General features: G+C 56.4%; 12 protein-coding genes. 5 read left to right on the top strand and 7 right to left on the bottom strand.

The window, feature by feature from the left end:
* Window positions 1-7 precede the first annotated feature (7 nt).
* Both Q669_RS09435 and glnE read right to left on the bottom strand, forming a co-directional pair.
* Window positions 8-931, bottom strand: coding sequence for a branched-chain amino acid transaminase (locus Q669_RS09435; RefSeq protein ID WP_022992054.1), 924 nt, complete (start codon window positions 929-931; stop codon window positions 8-10).
* A 79-nt stretch (window positions 932-1010) separates the two neighbouring features.
* On the bottom strand, window positions 1011-3911 hold the full coding sequence (gene glnE, locus Q669_RS09430) for a bifunctional [glutamate--ammonia ligase]-adenylyl-L-tyrosine phosphorylase/[glutamate--ammonia-ligase] adenylyltransferase (RefSeq protein WP_022992053.1): 2901 nt from the start codon (window positions 3909-3911) through the stop codon (window positions 1011-1013).
* 80 nt (window positions 3912-3991) lie between these two features.
* Between glnE and Q669_RS09425 the strand changes: the two genes are divergently transcribed.
* On the top strand, window positions 3992-5185 hold the full coding sequence (locus tag Q669_RS09425) for a potassium channel family protein (protein ID WP_036149312.1): 1194 nt from the start codon (window positions 3992-3994) through the stop codon (window positions 5183-5185).
* Here the strand turns inward: Q669_RS09425 and Q669_RS09420 are convergent.
* The 5 genes from Q669_RS09420 to typA form a co-directional block, all read right to left on the bottom strand.
* Window positions 5162-6022, bottom strand: coding sequence for a CYTH domain-containing protein (locus tag Q669_RS09420; protein ID WP_022992051.1), 861 nt, complete (start codon window positions 6020-6022; stop codon window positions 5162-5164). The two genes, Q669_RS09425 and Q669_RS09420, sit on opposite strands and share 24 nt — an antisense overlap.
* Before the next feature lie 95 nt (window positions 6023-6117).
* Entirely contained in the window at window positions 6118-7125 is a 1008-nt protein-coding gene (locus Q669_RS09415; RefSeq protein WP_022992050.1) for a porin, read from the bottom strand.
* Between the two features lie 463 nt (window positions 7126-7588).
* On the bottom strand, window positions 7589-8059 hold the full coding sequence (gene dtd, locus Q669_RS09410; RefSeq protein ID WP_022992049.1) for a D-aminoacyl-tRNA deacylase: 471 nt from the start codon (window positions 8057-8059) through the stop codon (window positions 7589-7591).
* A 107-nt stretch (window positions 8060-8166) separates the two neighbouring features.
* Window positions 8167-9129: a prolyl aminopeptidase gene (pip, locus tag Q669_RS09405; RefSeq protein WP_022992048.1), complete on the bottom strand. Its 963-nt coding sequence runs from the start codon at window positions 9127-9129 to the stop codon at window positions 8167-8169.
* A 119-nt stretch (window positions 9130-9248) separates the two neighbouring features.
* Window positions 9249-11060: a translational GTPase TypA gene (gene typA, locus Q669_RS09400; protein ID WP_011784289.1), complete on the bottom strand. Its 1812-nt coding sequence runs from the start codon at window positions 11058-11060 to the stop codon at window positions 9249-9251.
* Between the two features lie 393 nt (window positions 11061-11453).
* On the opposite strand from typA, the gene glnA reads away from it, so the two are divergent.
* The 4 genes from glnA (at window position 11454) to ntrC (ending at window position 16352) form a co-directional block, all read left to right on the top strand.
* Window positions 11454-12857 (top strand): glutamate--ammonia ligase, encoded by a 1404-nt coding sequence (glnA, locus tag Q669_RS09395; protein WP_011784288.1) that lies wholly within the window; start codon window positions 11454-11456, stop codon window positions 12855-12857.
* A 196-nt stretch (window positions 12858-13053) separates the two neighbouring features.
* Window positions 13054-13578: a DUF4124 domain-containing protein gene (locus tag Q669_RS09390; protein ID WP_031209479.1), complete on the top strand. Its 525-nt coding sequence runs from the start codon at window positions 13054-13056 to the stop codon at window positions 13576-13578.
* A 243-nt stretch (window positions 13579-13821) separates the two neighbouring features.
* The gene (glnL, locus tag Q669_RS09385) at window positions 13822-14922 is read left to right on the top strand and encodes a nitrogen regulation protein NR(II) (protein WP_022992046.1); all 1101 of its coding nucleotides are present in this window, start codon (window positions 13822-13824) and stop codon (window positions 14920-14922) included.
* Entirely contained in the window at window positions 14919-16352 is a 1434-nt protein-coding gene (ntrC, locus tag Q669_RS09380) for a nitrogen regulation protein NR(I) (protein WP_011784285.1), read from the top strand. The genes glnL and ntrC overlap by 4 nt, the downstream gene beginning before the upstream one ends.

Here is a 16352-nt window from a genome sequence, read left to right as displayed (position 1 = left end):
TTCCGGGTTAGCGAACTGCCGTCAGCCACTCCTGATGCGCAGCCAACCTCCCCTTCACCGCATCAAAATACATGCTCTGCAGCTTCTCCGTAACCGGCCCGCGCTTACCTTCACCGATCTGGCGACCATCCAGTTCGCGGATAGGCAGCACTTCGGCAGCCGTGCCAGTAAAGAACGCTTCCTCAGCAACGTACACCTCATCGCGGGTAATGCGGCGCTCTTTGACCTGCAGACCAAGGTCTCGGGCAAAGTCAATGATAGTGGCACGGGTGATACCTTCCAGGCAGGAAGTCAGCTCGGGGGTGTGCAATACACCATCACGCACGATAAAGATGTTCTCACCGGAACCTTCCGCCACGTAGCCCTCGTTATCCAGCAGCAGCGCTTCCTCGGCACCACCAGAGATGGCTTCATTCAGGGCCAGCATGGAATTGATGTAGTTACCGTTGGCCTTCGCCTTGCACATGGTGATGTTTACATGGTGGCGAGTGTAGGACGAGGTGCGCACCTTGATGCCCAGCTCCTTCGCTTCCGGAGACATGTAAGACGGCCAGCTCCAGGCGGCAACCATCACGTGCACCTTCAGGTTATCGGCGCGCAGGCCCATACCTTCGGAGCCCAGAAATGCCATCGGGCGCAGATAAGCCTCATCGAGATTGTTTTCCCGCACCGCTGCTCGCTGGGCCTCGTTGATCTCGTCCTTGGAGAACGGCATTTTCATGTTCAGGATATGCGCTGAACGGAACAGACGATCGGTATGTTCTTTCAGGCGGAAAATCGCCGGGCCATTCGCGGTGTTGTAGGCACGCACACCTTCAAAGCAACCCAGGCCATAGTGCAGGGTGTGGGTGAGGACGTGGGTTTTGGCTTCCCGCCAGGGAACCATTTCACCATCCAGCCAGATAAGGCCATCGCGATCAGCCATCGACATTCTGTTCTGCTCCTGAGTAAGCGGTTTTCGGGGAACTGGCATTCTAGCAGCAAACGCCGCCTGAAATAAATTTAGCTTGCTACTCAACCATGACTTTTTTCCACATACTTTGGATGTAGTCACGCTCCTCTGTGAAGGCTCCGCCCTCGACCTGACTGTTGAGATTCTGCAAAGCTCTGCGGTGGATGGTGGAGCGCAGTGTGATGAACACCTCCCGCAGCCGCTCAGTGTCTTCTACTGGCAAAACGCCTGCGCGGCCTAATTCTTCCAGTTGGCGGATGTTATCACTCCACTGGGTCAGCTCCGGGTGTTCCGGGCACCAAGCCAGCATCAGGTACTGCACCATGAACTCGACATCTACGATGCCACCGTTGTCATGCTTGATGTGGAAAACGCCATTCTGCCGGGCCTCGGGCGTTCCGAGGTTGCTGCGCATTTTCTCACGCATATCAACCACCTCCTGCCGAAGAGACGCCTTATCCCGTTGTCGGCACAGTATCTGGTGGCGAATATCCTCGAACGCTTTGAGCGTATCGTCGCAACCAGCCACGCCCCTGGCGCGGGCCAGCGCCTGATGCTCCCAGGTCCAGGCGTCCTCCTGCTGGTATTTCTCAAACGCCTGCAAGGTACTCACCAGCAAGCCGGAGTTACCCGACGGGCGCAATCTCATATCCACTTCGTAGAGCTGCCCGGAGGGTGTCTGGGTACTGAGAATATGCACGATTCGCTGGCCAAGCCGGGTATAGAACACGGCGTTATCAATAGGCTTGTCGCCATCGGTGGCCAGTTGAGGGTCAGCCTGGTGCACAAACACCAGATCCAGATCTGAGGTGTAGCCCAGCTCGATACCACCGAGCTTGCCGTAACCGATGATGGCGAAATCGGTATCACAGGCGGAGCCATCGGCGCGCCGCGGGTAACCGTGCCGGCTGACCAGATTCGAGAATGCCACATCCACTACATGATCCAGCACCACCTCGGCAATCCAGGTCAGGTAATCACTCACTTTCATCAGCGGCAGCGTGCCCTTCAGCTCTGAGGCCGCCACCCTCAACACATGGGCCTTCTTGAAGTAACGCAGAGCCTCCATCTGCTCTTCCAGATCTTCATACGGAATCCGCAGCATTTGCTGACGCAAATCATCCTGCAACTCTTCCTTGGCCGGCGGACTGTATAGGCTCTCCGCATTCAAAAGTTCGTCCAGGAGCAAGGGCGTATCCGCCAGCAGGCGCGCAATCCAGGGGCTTTCACTACACAGCCGCACCAACTGCGTCATGGCTCCGGGATTTTCCATCAACAGAACCATATAGGCGGTTCTGCGCAAAATGGCTTCAACCAGTTGCAGCACACGGTCCAGCGTTTCCGAAGGATTCTCTACATCCATCAGGGCGTTAATCAGGAGCGGCACAAACTGATTGAGCCGCTTACGCCCCTGGGTCTGCAGAGTCTGCACGGTGCGACTGTCGCGCAGGCTGGTCAGGCGCTTATAACTGCCATCCGGGTCCTCAAACCCGCTTTGCTCCAGCCAGCCCAGGGCACTGGCTTCATCCATTTCCGCCAGCCACAGCTCGTAGCAGCCATCGTCGACACCACCCTCATCGGCGTCATCCTGTTCTTCCGTGGCGATGATATCCGCAAAATGACGAGCCACCCGGCTTCGATGCTCATCCAGCGCAGACAGGCAGTCTTCCCAGCTATCGAAGCCCATAATCCTCGCAACCCGAGCGCAGGAAAGCGCATCCTCAGGCAGAACCTGGGTCTGCTTGTCTTCCATACCCTGAAGGGCATGTTCGAGATTGCGAAGGAACACATAGGCGCCCCTCAGCTCACCGACCACCCGGGACGGAAGCAACTCCAGTTCCTCCAGCTCCTTCAAGATCTGCAGCAACTCACGCTGTTGCAGCTCCCGGTCACGCCCGCCGCGGATTAACTGGAACGCCTGCACCACAAACTCAATTTCCCGAATGCCGCCACTGCCGAGCTTGATATTGTTCTCCAGCCCCTTCCGGCGAACTTCCCGGCTGATCATTTCTTTCATGCTACGAAGAGACTCGAACGCACTGAAATCAATGTATTTGCGGTAAACGAAGGGTTTGAGGCTAGCCATCAGCACCTCACCGGCGCGCTGGTCGCCCGCCACGACGCGGGCCTTGACCATGGCATAACGCTCCCAGTCGCGCCCCTGATCCTGGTAATAGGTTTCCAGGGCGGCGAAGCTCAGGGCGAGCGCACCACTCTGGCCATATGGCCTCAAGCGCATATCCACCCGAAACACGAAACCATCGGCGGTAATCTGGTCCAGCGCCTGAATCAGCCTTTGGCCAAGCCGGATAAAGAACTGCTGATTATCCAGAGCACGCCGGCCGCCATGGGTTTCGCCTTTCGAGGGAAACGCAAAAATCAGATCGATATCCGAGGAAACGTTCAGCTCCCGGCCGCCAAGCTTGCCCATTCCAAGCACCACCATTTTCTGGGGTGCCTCTTGCCCTGTTACCGGATCATCGCCCATTGGAGTACCGAACTCTTCACAGGCTCGCTCGTAAAGCCAATTCAAGGCACCATCGATGGCGGTATCCGCAAAGGCACTGGTGGCCGTCATGGTTTCATGCAGATCGGCCCACTTCATGAGATCGCGCCAGATAATCCGGAACTGCACTTCCCGCCGGTACTGGCGAAGTGCCGCATGCAACGCCGGTTCAGAGTCAACGTTCTGGAGGTAATCGCGCCAGCGATCAGCCAGCCAGGCCTCGGTGGTTGGTTCGGCTAAAGGCCGGGCAGCAACGGCGGGCTGAATCTGCTCCGGATGTCGTTCAAGGGTTTGCCGGAGAAACAGGCTACGGGAAATAGCCTCTGCCGCATCGGCCTCGGAGACAGGGTCACCGGCCAGCCAGCCTGGCAGCCCCTCCGGGAATACCGATGGCCAGCATCCGGAAATCTCCTCCTTGAGTACGTCCGGCAGTGAAGCCCATGGCTCAGACATAACGCAACCCTCTGTCTCTCTGATATATTTCAGGTACTGTATAACGAACTCGCCAAGGACTGAACAGGCACCCGCTCTCCATGATGCGAAATAAACGCCCTCTGAATCCGGAACATACCCAATCCCACCTCCCTATGGGCGGACTTATAAGAAGTCGGATCAACCGGCTCTTTGCCATCCTCGGGGGACTGGTATCGGCGCAGATTCTTATCCTGTGGGCAGCAGAGCCACTCTCGTTCTTTGAAGCCGTATGGCTCACCATGACGACGCTGGTTACCGTGGGCTATGGCGACTACTCCCCGGTCACGCCCGTAGGCCGCATCAGTACCATCCTGCTGATGTTTATCTCCGCCATTACACTACTGACCCTGATCGTCAGTGATTACATCGAATACCGTTTCTACCGCAGAGAACGCATACTGACTGGACGTTGGATCTACAAAATGAAAGACCACATTGTCATCATCAACACTCCCCGAAGCGGCGGCGAGCAGTACTTCATGCGATTCGCCTCGCAGATTCGCTCGGTCCCCGAGTACCACACGGTGCCGATTATGCTGCTTACGCGGCAATTTCCAGGAGGGCTGCCTGCGGAACTGTCCGACTGCGGCGTCGTTCACTTTCACGGCGCAGGAAATGACCCGGAAGCCCTGAAATCCGTGCACGCTGGCAGCGCCAAGCACATCATCGTGTTGGCAGCCGACGAATCAGACCCGATGTCAGACAGCCTGACCTTCGATATCGCCCATCGACTGGCCGAATCCAATCTGGGCGGCAGAACCACGGTTGAATGTGTCGGCGACCACAACCGTGCAAGATTCAAAGCACTGGGCGTTCGCACCACCATTCGCCCCGTGCGCACCTACCCTGAAATCATGGTTCGCTCCGTGGTCGCCCCAGGTTCCGAAAAGGTTCTGGAAGACATGTTCAACTACGAGCGAGATCATCCGCATCGTTATGATCTCAAACTCGACGACCTTACCTGGGCGGATATTGTCAGTGCTCTGATCCGCCACGGTATTGGAACCGCTCTGGCCTACATCGATCACGACAATGAAGTCATCTGCCACCCGGATACCAACGCTGAGGTTGAGGGCAAGGGGCTGATTGTTCTGGTGCGTTCCAGCGAGACGCCGGAGGTTTCAGTGGTAGAGGAAGCGCTGGACCGGTACCGGGAGTTTCTCAAGCAGTGGCGCACCATGCATGAGCAAAACCAGAAAGCCGCCACCGAGAGCTCTGAAGAGCCCCCGTCAGCCGGCGGCAGCGAGCGCTAGTTGCAACTGACCGAACTCAGGAAATTGCTCAACCAGGGTCGGCACCGTAATTCCGGCTTGCAGCGCCTTGGCTACCGGCCTCCAAACGGGCAATAGTCCGGCCGCTTCCACCTGCGGCTCAATCTTCGCAAGCGCGCTTGCGGGCAGACATATCGTGTCACCGGTTAACCAGGCCTGACTCAGATAATGCAGAAAAGATACCGAGCTGACCCCGGAAGCAGGCAGCACCAGAGACGGGCAGTAGATTCCGGCAAGGTAATAACCTTGCTCGGCTTTGCTTACCAGGTTAAGAAAAACCGGAACCGTTTGCGCAAGAGCACGGGCGTTTTCAAGCAACGCTGCGGGCTCTCCCGCTTTCAGCTCAAATTCCACCTCATGAAGAGGCCTTGCCCGCGTTCCACCTACCACTTCGCCTGAGTCCAGAGCGACCTCAATTACAGACTCCGCTTGTTCCAGCATGATAATGCGCCGCTGGAAGTTGGTTTCGAATGCCAACGCCAACTCGTCAAGGTCGACCTGAGACCTCAACGGAGTCTGCTCCAAAAGCCCAAGATCCAGATCCGGCCCCGGCAGATCCCACTCCCACTCCTGGCGGCGATGGGCTCCGTTTACGAACTCGCCCTGGGTTTTCAAGGTCTGGATATAGCGATCACCAGCCTGACGGACTCGCAAAGCAGCACGGGCCTGGTTTAACCCGGCATTCGGGGTGTCGTAGTAGCGATTGACCAGTATTTTGACCGGACCTTCGCTTGCACCCGGTCGACCTTTGAGCCACTCGAAGGCCCGGGACTGCGCGGATTCTGAAAGGGTCAGCTTGACTTCAAGTTCCGTGGCCACTGAAACGCTCCTGATGATTTCTCTTCCTGTAAAAACAGAAAAGCCGGTGACAGAATCACCGGCTTTCGATACTACTTGACTAGCTTATTAGCTGATCAGAAGTAGTAAACAGCGCCGATAGCGGCGATGGACTGCTCGTCGCCAGAACCTGACGTGGGCTCATCTTCAATAGAATAGATTTCTTCGTCTGCGTTGCTCAGGTAGCCTTCAACATACACGTACATGTGGTCAGACACGTTGTGCAGCGCCTGCAGAATGATGGTGTCGTTCTTATCACCAGACTCATCGTCGTCATTCAGCTGATAGGACAGAGCGAACTGGTTTTTACCCATGGTGTAAACGCCCATCACACCGAAAATGTCAGCAACATCTTTACGGGTTTCGTATGAGCCTGTCAGACGCAGATTGTCCAGGTTATAGCTTGCACGAAGGCCATAGGTGTTTTCGTTGTTGCCATTGCCGTTATCGTTGGAGTCAATCGCGAATGCCAACTCGAGGGCGTCAACTTCATACATGGCAGCCAGCTGATACGGGAACGACTTGTCGCCATCTTTAGCATCGTTGTCGCCATTGAACTGCACAGCAGCACCGAAAGTCAGGCCACTGAAGCTCGGAGACAGATACTGAATCAAGTCACCTTCGCCAGTGTCGTAGTTGCCCTGAATATCTGAACCAACTTCGTGAAAGTTGTAGATTTCGTCAATGGCAGACTCGTACATGGAGTCGTCAGAACCCACCCAAACTTGACCAAAACTGTCGCCCTTAATACCGATGTAGGCTTCGTCAAGACCGTCGATACCGTTGCTGCCACTCTTATCATCAGCATTGATATCTTCGAGCTCCAGCTTGAAGAAGCCTGTGATTCCCGGAGCAACTTCGTGGTCATGCTTCACACCAAGAGTAGTGCCGTTGTCAAAGTGCTTGACCTCGGAGCCACCACCGTCAACGTTGGTGTGGGTGATCGCGTACTGAATGTTACCGTAAACAGTCGGCATGGAATCCATCTTTGCCGCCAGCTCAGAGGCAGACAGAGTAGACTGTGCCATGGCAGCGCCAGAGAAGGTTGCAGCTGCAATAGCAGAAGCAAGAATCGTTTTTTTCATGTTGCGTCTTCCTTTTTGAGTTAACTCAGGTTTTCGACGGGTCTAAATCCCGATTTTTATTGGCCGGCACAGCCCTGGGCTCTGCCTGCCGGGTATCTGACTGGCCCCGGTCATTCCTGTGGGAACAGCTTTTCTTCTTTTTATAAGACAAGCACGCTTGCCTTAGATCTCAACCACTTACACAGCTTTATTAAAGCTCTGCGTGATGAACCTGTTTTAATACAATGTGCCATTTTTTGCAAATTTTTAATGGCTATTTTTTAGCCCCATTTGCATTCGTAACCTTTGTCGTTAGATCAGCCTGGACTAACAACCTCTCCCATTTCCACAACAAATTCAGGGCCAGATAACCAAAAAAATCAGAAAAACAACCGGTTATCTTACGCTCAACGCTTCCTCAGCCGAGGGCCACAAAACAATACCTCAAATCACGCACTTTCGTGAGGCACTGCAGGCAACTGCGTCACATTTTTGTGCACAACCCTCTCTGGCCAGATTCCAACATAAAGGTAACCGGACCATCGTTGATCAGCGCCACTTTCATATCAGCACCAAACTCCCCCGTACCCACACGTCCAGCACCCAGCAGACCACTCGCTTCAGCCACAAAGTCACCGTAAAGCCGGTTCGCCAGCTCCGGTGCAGCAGCCAGGGAAAAACCCGGGCGCGTGCCAGATGACGTGTCAGCAGCAAGCGTAAACTGGGGGACAACAAGCAATGAGCCACCGGCATCCTGAACATTCACGTTCATCCGGCCCTGCTCATCGGGGAAAACCCGGTAGGAGAGGATTTTTCGGCACAGTTCCTTTGCCTCATTCAGTGTATCGTTCCTTTCTACGCCAAGGAGCAAGAGCAGCCCGGGACCAATACGGGCAATCGTTTCACCATCTACGGCTACACTGGCTTCCGAAACGCGCTGGATCAGTCCTTTCATTCAGTCCCTTGAGCGGTAACACCGAAGGTTAAATTTCTGAAACGCGAAAAGTGTATAGAGCCCGCAAGACCACCGCAACCCTGTCAGATCAATAAAAAGTCGCATTCTCAGCCAACTGAGGGAAGACTTCTGGCAACCACACTCTCAACGCCCCGCATCAGGGCATCTACAATCGCTGGCTCGGATGCCGAGTGGCCGGCATCACGAATGATCTGAAGCTCCGCCTCCGGCCAGGCCTTGCTCAGAGCCAGGGCATTATCCAGCGGGCAAACAATGTCATAGCGGCCGTGCACAATGACGCCCGGAATGTCCTTTAGCCGCGAGGCATCACGCACGATCTGGTCGGGCTCAAGGAACGAATTATTCATGAAATAGTGGCATTCAATCCGGGCCAGCGCTATGGCCACATGAGGATGCCCAAAATGCTCCACCACCTTGGGATTGGGATGCAGAGTGGCGCACCGCCCTTCCCAGACGGACCAGGCTTTCGCGGCCTGAATCTGTTCCAGCTCATTAGCGCTGGTCAGGCGCCGGTAGTAGGCCGCCACCATATCGTCGCGCTCCACCTCCGGAATCTGGGCAAGGTAATCCTGCCAGTAATCCGGGAATACCCGGCTGGCGCCGTCCTGATAAAACCAGTGAATATCCCGGGGCCGACACAGAAAGATACCCCGCAACACCAACCCCAGAACCCGGTCAGGGTGGGTCTCGGCATAAACCAGACTTAGCGTCGAGCCCCAGCTTCCCCCAAACAGCAACCAGCGATCGATGCCGAGAAAATGCCGAACCGCTTCAAGATCCTCAACCAGTTTGTCTGTCCTGTTACCCTCCAGCTCGGCCAACGGGGTCGATCGTCCGGCGCCCCTCTGATCCAGCAAAATAATCCGGAAACGTTCGGCATCGAAAAAGCGCCGGTGGTAGTCCTCACAACCGCCACCCGGCCCGCCATGAAAGACAATCACCGGAATTCCGTCCGGATTGCCGGATTCCTCGAGGTACAGCTCATGGGGATGATCCACCGCCAATCGGTGGCGGGCGTAGGGCTCGATTTCAGGATAGAGGGTCAGCATGAAAAACTCCGTTTCGGGGATAACGGCAGTCTAGCTGAGACAGGCGAGAAAAATACAGGGGCCAGGAAAACAGACGGAAGCGTTTACCGCCTCACAACGATGTCCCGGCCCCTGAGGGATTACTTCTTGTTAGCGCGCTTACGCTCGTTTTCGGTCAGGAGCTTCTTGCGCAGACGAATCGACTTGGGCGTCACCTCAACCAGTTCATCATCGTCGATAAACTCCAGCGCCTGCTCCAGAGTGAACTTGATGGGCGGCACCAGGCCGATCACTTCGTCCTTTCCAGAGGCACGCATGTTGTCCAGCTTCTTGCCCTTGGTGGGGTTAACCACCAGGTCGTTGTCACGGCTATGGATACCGCAGAGCTGGCCTTCATAGATTTCCTGGCCAGGGTCCAGGAACAGCTTACCCCGGCTCTGTAGAGTTTCGAGGGAGTAGGTCAGCGCAGTACCGGTGGCCATGGAAACGATGACACCGTTCTGACGGCTGGTTACGTCACCCATCTTCACCGGGCCGTAGTGGCTGAAGGTGGAGGTCAGGATGCCGGTACCGGAAGTCATGGTCAGGAAGGTGTTACGGAAACCGATCAGGCCACGGGCCGGAATGGTGTATTCCAGGCGGATACGGCCCTTGCCGTCCGGGATCATGTTAGTCATGTCACCTTTGCGCAGCCCCATCTGCTCCATAATCGGGCCCTGGTGCTGCTCTTCGATGTCGATGATCACGTTTTCGTACGGCTCTTGCTTCTGGCCGTCGACTTCCTTGATGACCACCACCGGCCGGCCCACGGCCAGCTCGAAGTTTTCGCGGCGCATGTTCTCGATCAGAACCGACAGGTGCAGCTCACCACGACCGGATACCTTGAACTTGTCGGCCGAGTCGCCTTCTTCAACCCGCAGCGCTACGTTGTGCAGTAGCTCTTTTTCCAGGCGCTCCTTGATGTTCCGGCTGGTCACATACTTGCCTTCTTTACCGGCAAACGGTGAATCATTTACCTGGAACGTCATGGATACGGTGGGCTCATCAACGGTCAGCGCCGGAAGGGCTTCTACGTTGGAGGGATCACAAAGAGTGTCAGATATGAACAGCTGGTCCAGACCACTCACGCACACAATGTCGCCAGCCTGGGCTTCCTCAACTTCCACACGCTGCAGGCCAGAGTGGCCCATGATCTTCAGGATACGACCGTTACGCTTCTTGCCGTCGGCACCGATAGCCACCACCGGGGTGTTGGTCTTCACTTTACCTCGCATAATGCGACCGATACCGATAACACCCAGGAAACTGTTGTAGTCCAACTGGGAGATCTGCATCTGGAACGGGCCATCCAGATCAACCGAAGGCGCTGGCACATGATCAACAATGGCCTGGAACACAGCGTCCATGTTGTCGTCCAGATTCTCATGATCCATGCCGGCGATGCCGTTCAGCGCACTGGCATAGACTATCGGGAAGTCGAGCTGTTCATCGGTGGCACCAAGGTTGTCGAACAGGTCAAACACCTGATCCACCACCCAATCCGGGCGGGCACCCGGACGGTCAATTTTGTTCACGACCACAATCGGGTTCAGGCCCGCTGCGAAAGCTTTCTGAGTCACGAAACGGGTTTGCGGCATGGGGCCGTCGATGGAATCCACCACCAGCAGCACACTGTCCACCATACTCATTACACGCTCTACTTCACCACCAAAGTCAGCGTGGCCCGGGGTGTCTACGATATTGATGTCGTAGTCTTTCCATTTTAGAGCAGTGTTTTTTGCCAGAATGGTAATGCCACGTTCTTTTTCCTGGTCGTTGGAGTCCATTACACGCTCGTTTTCGAGCTCTTTCCGATCCAGCGTGCCAGACTGGCGCAGCAGCTGGTCAACCAGGGTGGTCTTGCCATGGTCAACGTGGGCAATAATGGCAACGTTTCTAAGCTTATCAATCACAACGGGTATCCTGAAGAAATTAGCGGCGCGCAGTATATCGAAAAGTCCATGGCGATAATATGAAGATTAGTGCCTAATATGTAACCAATCGGGGCTTGCACCATAATTATGCGTTATCAGAGAACTTGCACCACCATGGTGCACTGCAGTGGTGCAATAAGCATGGTCTTCGGCCAGAAAGCTGCGCCACATTAGCCCGAAAGCCTTGTCGCTGCGCTGTTCTGGCGCAGCCGACAAAAACTGGCAAGCCGATTGCTTATGCCAAAGCAGCCGCATAGTGAAGGTAAGGACCACAAGCTTCTGGTAAGCTTCCCTGACCTGAAAAAAGATCGGGCCTCAGAACACTGAACGATCCGGCACAACGAACATGTAAAACCTTACGGAGCATGCACAATGTCCAAGACGATTGATTTGATCAAAGAACACGAAGTCAAGTGGATTGACCTGCGTTTCACCGACAGCCGTGGTAAAGAGCAGCACGTAACCCTGCCCGCCACCGAGGCGGACGAAGACTTTTTCGCTGACGGCAAGATGTTCGACGGCTCCTCCATTGCCGGCTGGAAAGGCATCAACGAATCCGACATGATCCTGATGCCGGACGACGAAACCGCCGTTCTGGACCCGTTCACCGAAGAAACCACCGTCAACATCACCTGCAACATTGTAGAGCCTTCTACCATGCAGGGTTATGAGCGCGATCCCCGTTCTGTTGCCCGTCGCGCCGAAGAATACCTGAAGTCCACCGGCATCGCTGATGGCGCTCTGTTCGGCCCGGAGCCTGAGTTCTTCGTGTTCGATTCCGTCAAATGGAACGTGGACATGCAAGGCGCTTCTTACCACATCCATTCTGAAGAAGCCGCGTGGGTTTCCGGTGAAGACTTTGACCGCAACAACATTGGCCACCGCCCGGGCGTAAAAGGCGGCTACTTCCCGGTTCCGCCGGTCGACAGCCTGCACGACCTGCGTGGTGCCATGTGTGCCGCCATGGAATCCATGGGCCTGGAAATTGAAGTTCACCACCACGAAGTGGGCACCGCTGGCCAGTGTGAAATCGGTGTTGGCGCCAACACCCTGACCCGCAAAGCAGACGAAGTTCAGATCCTGAAGTACTGCGTGCACAACGTAGCTCACGCCTACGGCAAGACCGCCACCTTCATGCCCAAGCCGGTTGTGGGTGACAACGGCTCCGGTATGCACGTTCATATGTCCCTGAGCAAAGACGGCAAGAACCTGTTTGCCGGCGACAGCTACGCGGGCCTGAGCGAAGCAGCCCTGTACTACATCGGCGGTGTGATCAAGCATGCCAAGGCCATCAACGCCTTCACCAACCCGGCCACCAACAGCTACAAGCGCCTGGTTCCGGGCTATGAAGCACCGGTTATGCTGGCCTACTCTGCCCGTAACCGTTCTGCCTCCATCCGTATTCCGTACGTGAACAGCCCGAAAGCTCGTCGTATTGAAGTGCGCTTCCCGGATCCGGCCGCTAACCCGTACCTGGCCTTTGCTGCCCTGATGATGGCCGGCCTGGACGGTATCCAGAACAAGATCCACCCTGGCGATGCCATGGACAAGGATCTGTATGACCTGCCGAAGGAAGAAGCCCTGAACATTCCGAAGGTTGCCGAGACTCTGTCCGAGGCCCTGGACTGCCTGCAAGCAGACCACGAGTTCCTGACCCGTGGCGGCGTGTTCACCGAAGACATGATCAAAGGCTACATCGACCTGAAGCGTGGCGAAGTCGAGCGTCTGAACATGACCACTCACCCGGTCGAGTTCGATCTGTACTACTCCTGCTAAAGCCCTGCACCAATTCGGTGCAGACTATGCAGACCAGAAGCCCCGCCCCGTGCGGGGCTTTTTTGTGGCCTCAATCCCAGTTCTTAACCAAGACCCACGCCCTTAACGATATGTAACCAAGGAAGCAGGCCACAACATTGAAATGACCTTGCCCGCAATCGATAATCAAAGCAGTTCATTACCACAGGTTATCGCCATGAAAGCACCGTTCGTACTCGCCGCTGGCCTGCTGATGCTGGCTTCGACCACAGCACATAGCGAGGTCTACCGCCACGTTGACGCCTATGGCAACGTCACCTTTTCCGACGAACCCATGGAAGGCGGTGAAGAGGTCCAGGTGAAGCCCGTGACCACCATCACCCTGCCCAAGCCGGAAGCGGTTCAGGAACCCGAACAACTCCGCGAGCGGGTGGAACGTGAGGGCGCAGCCTACCAGGCTGTCTCATTCCAGTATCCGGCCAATGAACAGGCCTTTCACAGCGGCAACGGCAACGTCACTTTCGAGGTTCAAAGTACACCACCGCTGAAGCGGGGCCATAAATTTGAAGTGACCCTGGATGGACAACCGGTCGGGCAAAGCAGCTCAGGCTCAGTAGCCGTCAGCAATATCGACCGGGGCACTCACAATGCGGGCGTTCATATTGTCGATGAAAACGGAGTACGCGTGAAATCCGGCAATTCAATTACCTTCACGATTCACCGCCCATCCGTTCTCAACTAAATCTTATCTGCACCACCATGGTGCAATTGCACCATGTTGTGACCATACTTTGGGCAGCCAAGGGGCAAAATCCGGGCTGCCTGTCGCCTGACCGTTCACTACTGCACCAAGCTACAGCAGCACGCACCGGCCGCTGCGCCCGCTCTGCCCGACCCTTGCCCATTGGCTACCCGACATCACAAAACTGGTTCGCTTTTTGCAGCCACAGGGATACAACCAATGAGTCGAGAACGGAAGCAACGCATGCCATCCCATCCAGTCACCACATCCGGAAGCAGTTACAAGAGCATTCTGGACAGTCTGACAACCGCAGTACTGGTACTTGGCGATGATCTGGCTATCCGTTACCTCAACCCCGCCGCCGAGAGCCTGTTTGAAACCAGTATGACCCGAAGCCATGGCCTCCCCTTACAGGAGGTTCTGGTGGATTCCGAAGATGCCTTGACCACTCTGCATGCCGCAGTGGAGAACGGCCAGTCCTACACCCGCCGGGAAGCTGAATTTGCCTTGATCAGCGGTGCCAGACTGACGGTGGATTACTCGGTGACTCCCATCAGCCTGGACCCGACCGAACTGCTGATCGAGATCCAGCCCCGAGACAGACTCATGCGTATCAGCCGGGAAGAAGACATCATCTCGCAACAGGAGACCACGCGTATCCTGGTGCGGGGCATGGCCCACGAGATCAAGAACCCGCTGGGCGGCATCCGTGGCGCGGCGCAACTGCTGGACCGTGAGCTTTCAGACGACGACCAGCGTGAGTATACCCGTGTGATTATCGACGAGGCGGACCGTCTGCGCAGCCTGGTGGATCGCATGCTCGGCCCGAACAAAGCCCTGAAGATTGCGCCCACCAATATCCACGAAATTCTGGAGCGGGTCCGCACCCTGATTGAAGCCGAAAGCAAAGGCCGGGTTCGCCTGAGACGCGACTACGATCCCAGTATCCCGGAGTTTCCCGGCGACAAAGAGCAACTGATCCAGGCTTTCCTGAACATCGCCCGCAACGCCATGGAGGCGGCGTTCGAAAACGAAGCCGCAAGCGGGCGTTCAGCAACGCCCACCATTACCTTTCGCAGCCGGGCCTTGCGGCAGTTCACCATCGGCCATCGTCGCCACCGGCTGGTGTGCCGGGTCGACATCATCGATAACGGCCCGGGCATCCCGCCGGAGCTGTTGCAGAACATCTTCTACCCCATGATCAGTGGTCGGGCCTTGGGTACCGGACTCGGCCTTTCCATTACCCAAAGCATCATCGGCCAGCATCGGGGGCTGGTGGAGTGCGAGAGTGAGCCCGGAAGAACCGATTTCATCATCTTCCTGCCTCTGGAGGACAGCAAATGAGCCAACCGGCAAACGTCTGGATTATCGACGATGACAGAAGTATTCGATGGGTGCTGGAACGCGCCCTGAGCCAGGCTGGCATGCAACCGCGCGTATTCGACAGCGGCGACAGCATCATGATGCGGCTGGAACACGAGCAGCCGGACGCCATCATCAGCGATATCCGGATGCCAGGCGTGGATGGCATTACCCTGCTCTCCCAGATCGTCGAACTGCATCAGGATGTGCCGGTTATCATCATGACCGCGCACTCGGATCTTGAAAGCGCGGTGACCAGCTACCAGACCGGCGCCTTCGAATACCTCCCCAAACCCTTTGATGTGGATGACGCCGTCGCACTGGTAAAGCGGGCCGTAGCCCACAGCCATGAGAAACGCGCCGCCAGCGAACCACAGGCCGATGCTACACCACGCAATACCGAAATTATCGGTGAAGCCCCGGCCATGCAGGAGGTTTTCCGGGCCATTGGCCGGCTGTCTCACTCCAACATCACCGTACTGATCAACGGTGAGAGCGGCACCGGTAAAGAACTGGTGGCCCAGGCCCTGCACAATCACAGCCCCAGGGCACGAAACCCGTTCATCGCCCTGAACATGGCGGCGATACCGAAAGACCTGATTGAATCCGAATTGTTCGGCCACGAAAAAGGCGCCTTCACCGGCGCCGGTGCCGCCCGCCAGGGCCGCTTTGAACAGGCCAACGGCGGCACCCTGTTTCTCGATGAAATCGGCGACATGCCCGCCGACACCCAGACGCGGCTGCTGCGGGTGCTGGCCGATGGTGAGTTCTACCGGGTGGGCGGCACCACCCCCATCAAGGTGGATGTGCGCATCATCGCCGCAACCCATCAAGACCTGGAAAAACTGGTACAGGCCGGCAACTTTCGGGAAGACCTGTTCCACCGCCTGAATGTGATTCGCGTGCACCTGCCCAAGCTGGCTGAACGCCGCGAAGACATTCCACGCCTGATGCAGCATTTCCTCAAGCGAGCAGCCAAAGAGCTGGCAGTAGAACCCAAGATCCTGCGCCCGGATGCCGAGGAATACCTCACCACCCTGCCCTGGCCCGGTAACGTCCGCCAGCTGGAAAACACCTGCCGCTGGCTGACGGTCATGGCCAGCGGCCGGGAAATCCACATTGATGACCTGCCCCCGGAACTGCTACACCAGGCCGACACCGAGCACGCCGCCACCGGCCTCACCTGGCAGGAAGGGCTGAGAAACTGGGCAGAACAAGAACTGAAGCGCGGCAAGAAAGGCATACTCGATACCGCGGTGCCCGAGTTCGAAAAGATCATGATTGAAACGGCATTGAAGCACACCGGTGGCCGCCGCCGGGATGCCTCCATTCTGCTGGGTTGGGGGCGGAATACGCTGACCCGGAAAATTAATGAGTTGGGGATGGATCAGCCGGAGGGGGAGGAGGATTAA

It is taken from the genome of Marinobacter sp. C1S70, assembly GCF_000475355.1.
Lineage (GTDB): Bacteria > Pseudomonadota > Gammaproteobacteria > Pseudomonadales > Oleiphilaceae > Marinobacter > Marinobacter nauticus.
The sequence above is the reverse complement of the archived record's forward strand: the minus strand, read 5'-3'. Positions and strand labels throughout refer to the sequence as shown.

Bases quoted from the DNA above. Each gene is read 5' to 3' on its own strand.
- glnE (WP_022992053.1), bottom strand. From the start codon at position 3,911: ATGTCTGAGCCATGGGCTTCACTGCCGGACGTACTCAAGGAGGAGATT.
- Q669_RS09425 (WP_036149312.1), top strand. From the start codon at position 3,992: ATGATGCGAAATAAACGCCCTCTGAATCCGGAACATACCCAATCCCAC.
- ntrC (WP_011784285.1), top strand. From the start codon at position 14,919: ATGAGCCAACCGGCAAACGTCTGGATTATCGACGATGACAGAAGTATT.
- Q669_RS09435 (WP_022992054.1), bottom strand. From the start codon at position 931: ATGTCGATGGCTGATCGCGATGGCCTTATCTGGCTGGATGGTGAAATG.
- glnL (WP_022992046.1), top strand. From the start codon at position 13,822: ATGCCATCCCATCCAGTCACCACATCCGGAAGCAGTTACAAGAGCATT.
- glnA (WP_011784288.1), top strand. From the start codon at position 11,454: ATGTCCAAGACGATTGATTTGATCAAAGAACACGAAGTCAAGTGGATT.
- dtd (WP_022992049.1), bottom strand. From the start codon at position 8,059: ATGAAAGGACTGATCCAGCGCGTTTCGGAAGCCAGTGTAGCCGTAGAT.
- pip (WP_022992048.1), bottom strand. From the start codon at position 9,129: ATGCTGACCCTCTATCCTGAAATCGAGCCCTACGCCCGCCACCGATTG.
- Q669_RS09390 (WP_031209479.1), top strand. From the start codon at position 13,054: ATGAAAGCACCGTTCGTACTCGCCGCTGGCCTGCTGATGCTGGCTTCG.
- Q669_RS09415 (WP_022992050.1), bottom strand. From the start codon at position 7,125: ATGAAAAAAACGATTCTTGCTTCTGCTATTGCAGCTGCAACCTTCTCT.